Annotated in this window: 9 protein-coding genes; 8 read left to right on the top strand and 1 reads right to left on the bottom strand. The window is 65.1% G+C overall.

The genetic code is table 11. The features are described from left to right. Positions 1–61: 61 nt before the first annotated feature. Positions 62–409 carry a hypothetical protein gene (locus DIE15_RS37720; protein ID WP_260428275.1) on the bottom strand — a complete coding sequence of 116 codons (348 nt, stop codon included), beginning with the start codon at positions 407–409 and terminating at the stop codon, positions 62–64. 7 nt (positions 410–416) lie between these two features. Here DIE15_RS37720 and DIE15_RS37725 point away from each other — a divergent pair, with 7 nt between their 5' ends. From DIE15_RS37725 to DIE15_RS17385, 8 genes are all read left to right on the top strand, one after another. Next, positions 417–605 (top strand): hypothetical protein, encoded by a 189-nt coding sequence (locus DIE15_RS37725; protein WP_244104904.1) that lies wholly within the window; start codon positions 417–419, stop codon positions 603–605. Between the two features lie 217 nt (positions 606–822). Continuing rightward, positions 823–1530 carry a YfiR family protein gene (locus DIE15_RS17355; protein WP_124833900.1) on the top strand — a complete coding sequence of 236 codons (708 nt, stop codon included), beginning with the start codon at positions 823–825 and terminating at the stop codon, positions 1528–1530. After that, on the top strand, positions 1527–2795 hold the full coding sequence (locus DIE15_RS17360) for a diguanylate cyclase domain-containing protein (protein ID WP_124833901.1): 1269 nt from the start codon (positions 1527–1529) through the stop codon (positions 2793–2795). The genes DIE15_RS17355 and DIE15_RS17360 overlap by 4 nt, the downstream gene beginning before the upstream one ends. An 84-nt stretch (positions 2796–2879) precedes the next feature. Beyond that, entirely contained in the window at positions 2880–3392 is a 513-nt protein-coding gene (locus tag DIE15_RS17365) for an OmpA family protein (RefSeq protein ID WP_057927621.1), read from the top strand. A 342-nt stretch (positions 3393–3734) separates the two neighbouring features. After that, entirely contained in the window at positions 3735–5624 is a 1890-nt protein-coding gene (gene tssF / locus DIE15_RS17370; RefSeq protein ID WP_124833902.1) for a type VI secretion system baseplate subunit TssF, read from the top strand. Between the two features lie 133 nt (positions 5625–5757). Continuing rightward, positions 5758–7878, top strand: coding sequence for a type VI secretion system Vgr family protein (locus DIE15_RS17375; RefSeq protein ID WP_124833903.1), 2121 nt, complete (start codon positions 5758–5760; stop codon positions 7876–7878). Between the two features lie 17 nt (positions 7879–7895). Then, positions 7896–8354 (top strand): DcrB-related protein, encoded by a 459-nt coding sequence (locus DIE15_RS17380; RefSeq protein WP_124833904.1) that lies wholly within the window; start codon positions 7896–7898, stop codon positions 8352–8354. Between the two features lie 182 nt (positions 8355–8536). Further along, on the top strand, positions 8537–11106 hold a 2570-nt coding region (locus DIE15_RS17385; RefSeq protein ID WP_260428276.1), incomplete at its 3' end, for a DUF6531 domain-containing protein.

Raw genomic sequence — 11106 nt, forward strand, 5'->3', positions numbered from 1 at the left:
AGGGCACGCGTGGCCGACACAGTGTGGATGGCCCGCGCGCGACGATTCGCGATCGTCGCGATCAGGCGGGGCAGTAGCGTGCATGGGTTCCGGCATTGTGGAGTGACGCGCGATGCTCGAGTCGACCGCACACGCGTACGCAGCGGCGTTGCAGCGCTTCCGGGCAACCGGCAGCGTGTGGCTCGCGGCGGACGAGATTCCGGCCGGCGCCGAGGTGCCGGCGGCGTGGGGCGCGTTGCTGACTGCTTTGGATGATCGGGTTGCCGACGCGCTCGCGCAGATGTGGACCGATGTCATCGATCGTCTGCCGGCGGTTGCGCAATTCTTTCGCGACAAGCTCGCGCGGCCAGCCGTGTTCTGCAGCGACGATGGCGACGTCATGCTGCTGTATCCGTACACGGTCGAGCACGGATCTCGTGTGGACGGCATTTCAGAACGGCAGCGGCGACTATCGGTGCCTCGATCTGCGCGACAGTGCCGGCGATGGCAGCGCGACAGGACGGCTCTGGCGGCACGAGAATCCGACCGGACTCGATCCCGTGGATTTCCGGGCCGTCGTGAACGCATGGTTCGAAATCTTCGTCGAGGAAGCCGACAAGTGGTAACTCGACACCCGCGCGTGGCGGATATGCCGCGCGTGCGTTTGCGTACATCGTCGCGCCTCGTTTCTGCGTACTGTATGACGTAAATCGCGGGTGTATCCCACTGGTTTGGGATACGAATTTTTACCTAAGATGGAAGCAATCGTGCGTGTGATACGGTGCCGGCACGCGCATGGCAAGCAGGGCAGCGCCGGGAACGACTGCAACAGATGTTTCCATCATGGATGCAAGTGTGTGCGCGGCGGTCGCGAATCATGCGACCGTATCGACGCCAGCTGGCGCGGCGGCAATCGTCGCGCGGACGGCGTCCGGCCGGTCGGGCCGAGTCGCCTCGTTGCGCCATGCGTTCATCGCAATCGTTTGCGTTCTGAGCGTTGCGCCGGCCGTACTCGCCGGGATTCCCGCCGAAGCGGATGTTCCGTTCGATACGGTGCAGATCGCCGCCGCCGCGAGTCCCGCCAATCCGGCCAGTCCCGCGATTTCTTCACACGACTCCTCCGTGCGTCAGGTCGTGCTCGGCATCGTCAGTTTTACGCGCTGGCCGACGACACCCGTTCGCCTGCATCTGTGCGTGACCGGCCGGCCCGACTACGCGGCCGGCCTGACCGACACGTTGCAGGCCGGCTCGACCGTGCTCGACGTGCAGCGCGTGCGCTTCGACGATCCCGGGCTCGGCATTGCATGCGACGTCGTCTATCTCGGCGCCCTCGGCAACGATGAACGAACCCGGGTGAGGGCTGCGCTGGCCGGCCATCCGGTGCTGACGATCGCCGAACACGACGAGTCCTGCACCGCTGGCGCGATGTTCTGCCTCACGGTCGATGGCGAACACGTCACGTTCGACATCAATCTCGACGCCGTCGCACGCAGTGGCGTGCGCGTGCATCCCAATGTCCTCAATCTCGCGCGACGGCCGCTGACGCCATGACACGTTCCGCGCCGTCCATTTCGTCTTCACGCATGCCGCGCCCGACGCTGCAAAGCGTGCTGCGCCGCGCGCATTTGCGCCTGGCCTTCGTCGCGGTTGCGATGGCCGCCGTGTCGCTGATCGTCGTCGCCGTGATCGCGTTGCGTGCGTATGCCGGCAACAACCTGAACCTGCTGGCCCGCTCGCTCGGTTATACGGTCGAGGCGGCGCTCGTGTTCGGCGACCGCGTCGCGGCGAACGAGGCAATCGCGACGATCGCGAACGACGAGGACGTTGCACAGGTGGTGGTCACCGACGGCAAAGGCCAGTTGTTCGCGACCTGGAAGCTGCCCGCCGCAGGCCGGATTGCCTGGCTCGAGCGTGGCGTCGCCGATCTCGCGCTGCCCGGGCCCGTGACCATCCCGGTGACGCACGACGGTATCGTCGTCGGCCAGGTCATCGTGCGTGGCCGCGGGCATCAATTTTTCGGATTCCTGCTCGGCGGTATCGGCGGTATTCTCGGTTGCCTGGCCGTCAGCGTGCTCGGCGCGTATGTCAGCTCGAAGCGTCTGCTGCGCAATATCGTTGCGCCGCTGCGTGCGCTCGCCGGCGTCGCGCATGCCGTGCGGCGCGAGCGTGCGTTCGCGCGGCGCGTCGAGCCCGCGATGATCGCCGAGCTGAACCAGCTCGGCGACGACTTCAACGCGCTGCTCGACGAATTCGAAGACTGGCAGAATACGCTGCGCGACGAGAACGCGTCGCTCGAACACAAGGCGACGCACGATGCGCTCACGGGGCTGCCCAATCGCGCGCAGTTCGAGTCGCGTCTGTCGCTTGCCCTGTGCGACGCCGTGGTGACGGGGCAGCGAGTCGCGATCCTGTATCTGGATTGCGACCGCTTCAAGGAGATCAACGACTGCCTTGGCCACGATGCCGGCGACGCGGTGCTGGTCGGTGTCGCGGCGCGGCTGCGCACGCAGGTGCGCGAGACCGACCTGGTCGCGCGCCTGGGCGGCGACGAGTTTGCGGTGATGCTGGGCGCTGTGCGCGAAACGGACAGCGTGTGCCGGATTGCCGATGAGATCTTGTCCGGCATGGTGCCGTCGATCGAGCTGTCCGACGGACGCATGGTGGCCACCATGATGAGTGCCGGTGTAGCGCTGTATCCCGATCATGCGTCGGACGCGAGCGGCTTGCTGCGCGCGGCGGATGCCGCGATGTACCGCGCCAAGCGTGCGCGGCCGGGGTCGTGGCAGTTGGCGGAGGGCGTTGCCGGGCCGGTTTGATGTCCATCGTTTCGCGCTGCGGGCGAGGCCGCGGCGGCGGGATAAGAAGCGCACGCGACGCGGGCGCATACGAAGGGGTCGATGATGAAAAACTCGTTGCCTGTGAGCATTGGGCGGATGTGCGTCGGGAGCGCGGTGCTGCTGTGCTTGCTGCTTGCCGGATGCAATACGCCGCCGCCGCTTCATCGGGGGCTCACGCAGACGCAGGTCACGGCGCTGAAGTCGGCCGGGTTCCAGGAAACCGAGCAGGGGTTCGAGTTCGGGTCGACCGGGCCAATTTTGTTCGACTTCGATCGGTATAACCTCCGGCCGGATGTCAGGCGGATTGTCGAGCGGATCGGAAGGACATTGAGGTCGGCGGGGATCAATGGCGTGCGGGTTTACGGGTACTCGGACGAGGAGGGGGAGGCTGCCTACGATCTCGAGTTGTCGAGGCGGCGGGCGGAGGTGGTGGCGATCGAGCTCGTGGACGTGGGGTTGGATCGGAAGCAGATTGCGGTTGTCGGCAAGGGGAAGAGCGATCCTGTCGGGGACAACCGGACCGTAGCCGGGCGGGCGCAGAATCGGCGAGCGGCGATCGTGGTTTCGCCGAGGTGAGGGGGCGCATCGGGCATTCGCGCGCAGCAATTGCGAGTCATCACCTGCCGATACGCAATCCGCCCGGTTTGCCGCTGAATGCATGGACATTGGAATGTCTTGATGCGTTCGGCTGTAACGGTTTGCCACCATTGCCACGCAGATGCCGGAGCGTCTGATCACACGTGGCGGACCTTGATGTTTATGGCGTCCGGGACGGACAGGCGTGGTGAAACCGTCATGCGTGACCGGAAGCTGCCCGGTAAATTCGAAACGCGATTTTCAATTGCCTGAATAGAATCGTTCCGCATTTTTTTAACGCTGCATGGCCAATCGGCGAGCGCAGCGGCCACCGGAACGTGTATGGCCCTCGAACCCAACGATCTGCTTCCGCACTTCGAACGCGAGATCGCGCTGCTGCGCCGTTCGATGCAGACCTTCGCGCAGCGTTACCCCAAGATCGCGGCGCGCCTGGCGATTACCGGCGAGCGTTCGGAAGACCCGCATGTCGAGCGTCTGCTGCAGTCGTTCGCGTTGATGGCGGCGGCTCACGACATCCGCCTCGACGATGATGTGCCGGCGTTTACGCACGCCCTGCTCGAATCGCTGCACGGCGCGTTCCTGCGCCCGTTTCCCTCCTGCGCGATCGCGCAATTTCATGGTGACTGGACCGACAAGCAGACTGCGCCTCGCGTCATCTGTCGCGGTGATCGATTGATCGCACCCGCCGGCCTGGAAGTATTTCGTACGTCGGATGACGTCACGATCGTGCCGCTGACTGTTGCGGCGGTGCGTTACGCGACGTCGGCGATCGCGCCGCGAGACGCGGCGTTGCCCCCGGAAACAACCGGGTTGCTCACTGTCACGTTCGAGCTGACATCGACGGAAGCGACCTTCGCGATCGTGCCGGACACGTTGCGTCTGCACTTCTCCGGCGCGCGCGAGGTCGTCGCGGCACTCACGGACGCCGCGCTCCTGCTTGCCGTACGAAGTTTCGCCGAAGCCGGCGATTCCGGTCGCTGGAAGCGTCTTCCGGGCGCGGCATTGACGGCCGTCGGCCTCGAGCCGACCGATGCGCTGCTCGACATGCCGCCTGATGACGCCCTCGGGCCGTTTCACCTGCTGATGGAGTACTGCGCTGTTCCGGAGCGTTTCGACTTTGTCGACGTCGACATGCGACCGCTCAAGCGGGCCGCCGGCGCCAGTCGTCGCGTCGCGCTGCATCTCGCGATCGCCGGTGTGCATCCCGACTCGCATCGCGCCCGGCGTCTGGCCGCCGCGACGGCCGACCATGTGCGCTTGTTCTGTACGCCGGTGATCAACCTGTTTCCGGACGATGCCGCGCCGATCGAGACGCACGCCGGTTGCGCGTATTACCCGGTGAAGGCGCTTGCACAAGCAGGTACGTCGCAGACGGACATCTGGTCGATCGACGCCGTTCGTCAGGTTTCCGACGCGGGACCATCCACCCTCGCGCCATTCCATTCGCTACGGCACGGCATGGACGGCCGTCCGGGGTTGTTCTGGACGGTATTGCGCGACGAGGCCAGGCGGGCACCGAAGCAGAAGCCTGTCGATTCCGACGCCAAACAGGCGGACAAGGCACCGACGCCGGCCCCAGCCTCGGACGACACGCCAGAACCGCTCCACGGCGTCGAACTCCAATTGACCGATCGGGACGGCCGACCTGCCGATCCGGGCAAGCGCAAACTGGCGATCCGGCTTTCGTGTACGCAGGGTGACCTGTCCGGGATGCAGGCGCGCGAGCTGGCGCTGGCGAAAGGCGACCCGGTGGGAACGATCATGCTGCTGAACCGGCCGACCCGGAGCCGGGCGCCGGCTTTCCGCTACGGGGCGCTGTGGGATCTGCTGTCGCTTCTCGTGCCGCAGGCGATCCGGTTGGACAAGGGCGGCCTGACCCAGCTCAGGCGGCTGTGCGCGCGCTGGGCGGAGGACTCCGTCGACGCCGGGCGGCGCTTCGATGCGCTCGTCTCGTTGTCGACCGCCCGCGTGCGGTGCTGGCTGCCGGGCAAGCCGGCGTCGGCGTTCGTGCAGGGGCTGGAAGTGCGATTGGTCGTGGACGAGCAGCGTTTCGCCGGGTTCAGCCTGTGCGGGTTCGCACACGTGATGGACTGGTTTTTCGCGCCGTACGTGCCGGTCACCAGCTTCGTGCAGGTCGTGCTGTTTTCGGCTCAGACCGGTGCGCTGCTTCGGCGCGGACAACCGCGTCCCGGCGTCCAGCCGTTGGTCTAGTTTTTGATTATCGGGGCGCGAACGAAAACGTTTGCGCGATGTCTTTCGCACCGAGGGGTTTTGACCTACATTATCGAGGCCTCGGGCCGGGAAACCGGCCGATAGAACCTGAGAACATAAGCAAGGAACAAGAATGAGTTTCGCTCCGAACGGGGGTATTCCCAACGGTTTGGGCGGCAGTGCGCTTGGCGGCCTTGCCGCGCCGATCGCGTCGAGTGTGGCCGGAAGCCTCGGGCCGCTTGCCGGCCTGGCCGGGCACGTCGACACCGTCCAGCGCGCGATGCAGCTCGCGCAAACCGGCTTTTCGCTGATGGACAAGACGCCCGGCGCGATTGCCGAGGCGATCAACGGCGCCGCCAACCCCGCGCGCCTGACCCAGCTCAATCGTTACGTGACGCTCGATACGCCGCTAGGCCCGGACGTGCTGCTGGTCAGCGCGGCCGTCGTCGACGAGTACGTGAACCGGTTGCCGGAAATCCATCTCGACCTACTGTCGCACCGTCACGACCTGCGCCCGGACGACCTGATCGGCCAGCAGGTCAAGATCCGGTTCGACCAGCAGGCCCGCTTGTCGACGCTCGAGCGCGTCGTCGCATCCGGCACCGGCGATAACGATCGTTACTTCGACGGCTACGTTGCGTCGTTCGACCGGGCCGGCAACCCCGGGAACGTCACCCAGTATCACCTGACGGCCGTGCCGTGGTTCTGGTTCCTGACGCGCTCGACCGACTGCCGGATCTTCCAGAACAAGACCGCGCAGGACATTCTCACCGAGATTTTCCAGGAGCACGAGTTTTCCGATTTCGTGTTCGATATCCGGACGAGCCAGAAGCCGCTCGAGTACGTCGTGATGTATCAGGAGACCTACTACAACTTCTGCGCGCGGTTGATGGAGCAGGAGGGGCTGGTCTGGACGCATCGCTACGAGAAGGACAAGCACTTTCTCGTGATCGGCGACACGAACCTGCTGTTCCGTCCGATCAACGGGCTGGCCACCGTGCCGTTCGCCGCGACCGAGGCGAGTGAGGACAGCGGTATTGATCAGTTACACGAAGGACGGCGTTTCGGTGTCGGCAAGGTCACGTTTCGCGACTTCAACTACCAGAACCCGTCGTCGCCGCTGATGCTGGTGGAGGCCGAGCCGCAGAACCTCAAGCACGCGCGGCTCGACGCGACCGAACGGTTCGAGCACCAGTCGCTGTACGACCATGGCGACGACGGCAACCGCTACGCGCGTTTCGCGATGGAGGCCGAAGAGGTACAGGCCCATCGCTACACCGGTGGCGGCTACGCATGGCGCATGACGACGGCCGGTGCCGTGACCGTGGCGAATCATCCGGTCCTCCAGAACAACCAGGAATATGTGATCCTGCACGTGCGTCACGAGGCCGTGAACGACTACACGCAGCACAGCGCAAAACTGCCATACCGCAACAGCTTCGCGCTGTTGCCGAAGAAGATTCCGTATCGCGCGCCGCGTGCGACGCCGAAGCCGGTGATCCATGGCACGCAGTCGGCGATCGTCGTCGGTCCGAAGGGCGAGGAAATCTATACGAACGGGAGCGCCGTGAAGGTGCACTTTCCGTGGGACCGGCGCGGCAAGAAGGATGGGTCCGACTCGATGTGGGTGCGCGTGTCGCAACCGTGGGCGGGTGATGGCTGGGGGGCGGCCGCGATTCCGCGGATCAAGCAGGAAGTGCTCGTGGCGTTCAATCAGGGTGATCCGGACAACCCGGTGATCGTCGGCCGCGTGTTCAACGGCGAGCAAGGCAACCCGTATCACGGTGCGGCCGGGCAGACGATGGGGATCAAGAGCCAGACGCACAAGGGGCAGGGGTCGAACGAAATCCGCATGACCGACACGAACGGCATGCAGGAATTCTTCATGCATGCGCAGAAGGACATGAACACCGTCGTCGAGAACAGTGAGACGCACAAGGTGCTGGGGCCGATGCGTACCGTCCTCGTGGCGACCGGCAGCGAAGAGAAGCAGATTCCGCAGGGCAACCTGACCGAGACGATCGCGGAGAAGCGCGCCACGACCGCGACCACCGTCGAGGTGACGACGCCGGCCAAGGATGGCGGCGGCGGGACGCAAGCCTACGTGGCCGAGCGCGGCATTCTGCTGAAGGTGCAGGACAGCTCGATCTCGCTCGCGCCGGAAGGCATCCGCCTCGAGCACAAGGGCTCCGTGATCCTGATGACCGACGACGGCGTGATGGTCAACGGCAAGCGCATCGATCTCAACAAATAATTCAAACGACACCAGCCATGCACTACGCAATCCACGAAGGCACCTTCGAACTACCGGACGCGGCGCTTGACCGCACGGTCAACATCCTGATGATGAACGTCGGCCCCGGTGGCCTCAATCTCGTGATCGCCCGCGGGCGGTTCCGCGACGGGGAGAATCTCGCCGCATTCGTCGCGCGCGAATGGGAAGTGGCGTCGCGCGATGCCCGGATGCTGACCGAGAAGGCGCGCCGGCCCGTCACGGTCGGCGGGCGTGCGGGTATTCAGATCGATTCGACGCACGAGCGCGACGGCCGGCTGTGGCATCAAATGCAGACCATGTTCCCGTCGGACGATGCCGGACGCGTGCTCGTGATGACGCTGACCAGCGCGGCACCGCTGACCGAGGAACAGCAGGCGATCGCCGACCGCATGCTCGCCAGTTTCCAGCCGCGCGGCACCGGACCGACCCTGCTCGGGGCGGGTGACGCGTCGTGAGCGCGGAACACTTCGCGGCCGCGCGCTTCGAAGACCCGATCCAGCACACGTCGTTCTGGGGTGAGCTGGTCGGCACGGTCGGGTCGGTGATTGGCGGTGCCGTCGTCGGTGCGTTGGTGGCGGAGGCGATGGAGGGGCTGGTGTTCGTCGGCCTCGCCGCGCTCGAAATCGGCACGGCCGGGTTGGCGACGCCGCTCGTGATCGCGATCGGTGTCGGTGTGGCGGTCGGCTCGGGCGCGCTGATGGAAGCGAGCGGCATGAACGAAGCCATCGACGACGGCGCGAAGGCGCTGGCCGACGCGATCGCGCCGCCCGAGATCAAAGGCAAGATCGCGAGCGGTTCGGGGGACGTCTACGTCAACGACAAGCCGGCCGCGCGGGCGGCGCAGCCGGGGGACCTCGATACCGTCGCGTGCACGGACCATCCCGGGCCGCAGATGATCGCCGATGGTTCGGGGAGCGTTTACATCAACGATCAGCCGGCGGCGCGGGTTGGTGACAAGACGACTTGCGACGGGACGATCGCCGAAGGCTCCGACAACGTTTTCATCGGCGGCGGCACGCAGCGGGTGCGGGATGTGAAGTCGGCCACGCGGCTCGGGTGGCTGGGAGCTGCGCTCGGGATTGCGCTGGCGGTCTGCGGCCGCGGCAAGATGAGCTGGGGGCAGTTCCTGAAGAGCAAGGTGCCGTGTCTTGCGATTAATTTTGCGGCCGGTGCGTTTGGGACCTGGCTCGGCAGTCTGGCGAGGCCTTCAGCCGGTCACCCGGTCAACGTCATTACCGGCGGCAAGATTCTCGACGGCACGGACGACACCGACTTCGCATTGCCCGGGCCACTGCCGATCGTGTGGCGGCGTTTCTACAGTAGCCACGATGATCGCGCGGACAGCCTGTTCGGGGCGGGATGGAGCGTGCCGATCAGCGTTGAGCTTCGGCTCGCGCGTGAGCGTGGCGAGGTCACGTCGATCACGTATTGGGATGAGCAGGGGCGCGATATCGTGTTCCCGGCCGTGCCACCGGGTGAAAGTCATTTCAGCGTGCCGGAAGGGATTTACCTGATTTGCACCGAAGGCGGCCACTACGTGGTTGAAACGGTCGATGGGGTGTATCGCGATTTTGGCCGCGCGCGTAGCAATGCGGACAGCGAGACGCTCAAGCTGTGGCGGCTCGAGGATCGCAACGGTAACTGGATCGAGGTCGAGCAGGAAGCGGCCGATGAGGTTGTGCGGCCTGTGCGGCTGCGTGACAGCGCTGGTCGCGTGCTGACGCTGGGCTATGAGATATCTCATCCTCGACGCATTGCCACGATCGAACTGACGCGTGGGGTGGACGGTGAACAACCCGACACGCTGGTGCGTTATGCGTACAACGATGCTGGCGAGTTGGTGGCCGTTACCGATCGCAGCGGCCACACCGGGCGACGGTTCGCATACGAGCGTGGACTGATGGTCCAGCACACGTTGCGCGGTGGCTTGAAGTGCTTTTATGCGTGGCAGGGCGTTGGCCGCGACGCGCGCGTCGTGCGCCACTGGACCGACGACGGTGAAGCGTACACGTTCGATGCGGACCTCGCGCAGCGTACGGTGACGATCACCGACCAGATCGGTCGCGTTACGCAGTGGACGTGGAACGAGGACCAGCAGCCGACGAGTCACACGGATGCCGAAGGCCATGTGTGGCGACTCGAGTGGAATGCGATGCGGCAGTTGGTCAGCACGACCGACCCGGCCGGCAACACGACCCGTTTCGAATACGACGAGCGCGGGCGGCAGACGCAGCGTATCGATGCGCTTGGCCAAGTCGAGCGCACGGAGTGGAACGGGCACTACGATCTGCCCGTTGCTGAAACCGATCCGGCCAATGCGCGCTGGATCTACCGATACGACGATCGCGGCAACCTGACGATGACGCGCGATCCGGCGGGCTGCGCGACCGAGTATTACCGCGACGATCGTGGGCTCGTGCATACGATTCGCGATGCGCGTGGCGGGTACAAGTTCCTTGAGTGGAATGGTCGGGCGCAGTTGACCTCGTATACCGATTGTTCCGGCAAGGTCACGCGGTTTGCGTATGACGCACGTGGGGCGCTTGCGCGGGTGACGGATGCCGCCGGCCACGCCACCGTGTACGAAACGGATGCGATGGGGCGGGTCACGGGGATCGGGACGGCTGATGGTGCGCGTCAGACGTTTCGGTACGATGCGGCGGGGCGTCTCGTTGAGGTCGTTGATGCGAATCAGCGCAGCACGCGTTACGAACTCAATGCGCGTGGATTGTTGCTGGCACGCACGGATGCGGCCGATCGTGTCGTGCGGTTCGGCTACGACGATGCGTTCAGGCTCGCGAGTTTGACCAACGAAAATCGTGAGACGTATCGCTTTCAGTATGACCGTCGCGATCTGGTTTCCGTACAGATTGGCCTCGATGGCCACAAGCGTACGTACGAGTACGACGTGTGTGGTCAAGGCACGATCGTACGCGATGGGCAGATCGAGACGCGATACGAGCGCGACGCGGTCGGGCAACTGACGGCGAAGCAAGCCTCGCACGAACGCTGTGAATACCTGTATGACAAGGCCGGCCGAATCACATCGGCCGAGTTGTACGCGCTTGCCGCGCGTGGTCCATCGCTGAAGAATCGGGTCAGCTTGAAATACGACGCGCGCGGTGAGGTCGTCGAGGAGTACACGCCGACTGGCTGGCTCGCACATACCTACGACGAGCTTGGGAATCGCGTCAGCACGACGATTTC

This window comes from Burkholderia sp. Bp9031, assembly GCF_003857965.1.
In the GTDB taxonomy this organism is placed as follows: Bacteria; Pseudomonadota; Gammaproteobacteria; order Burkholderiales; family Burkholderiaceae; genus Burkholderia; species Burkholderia ambifaria_A.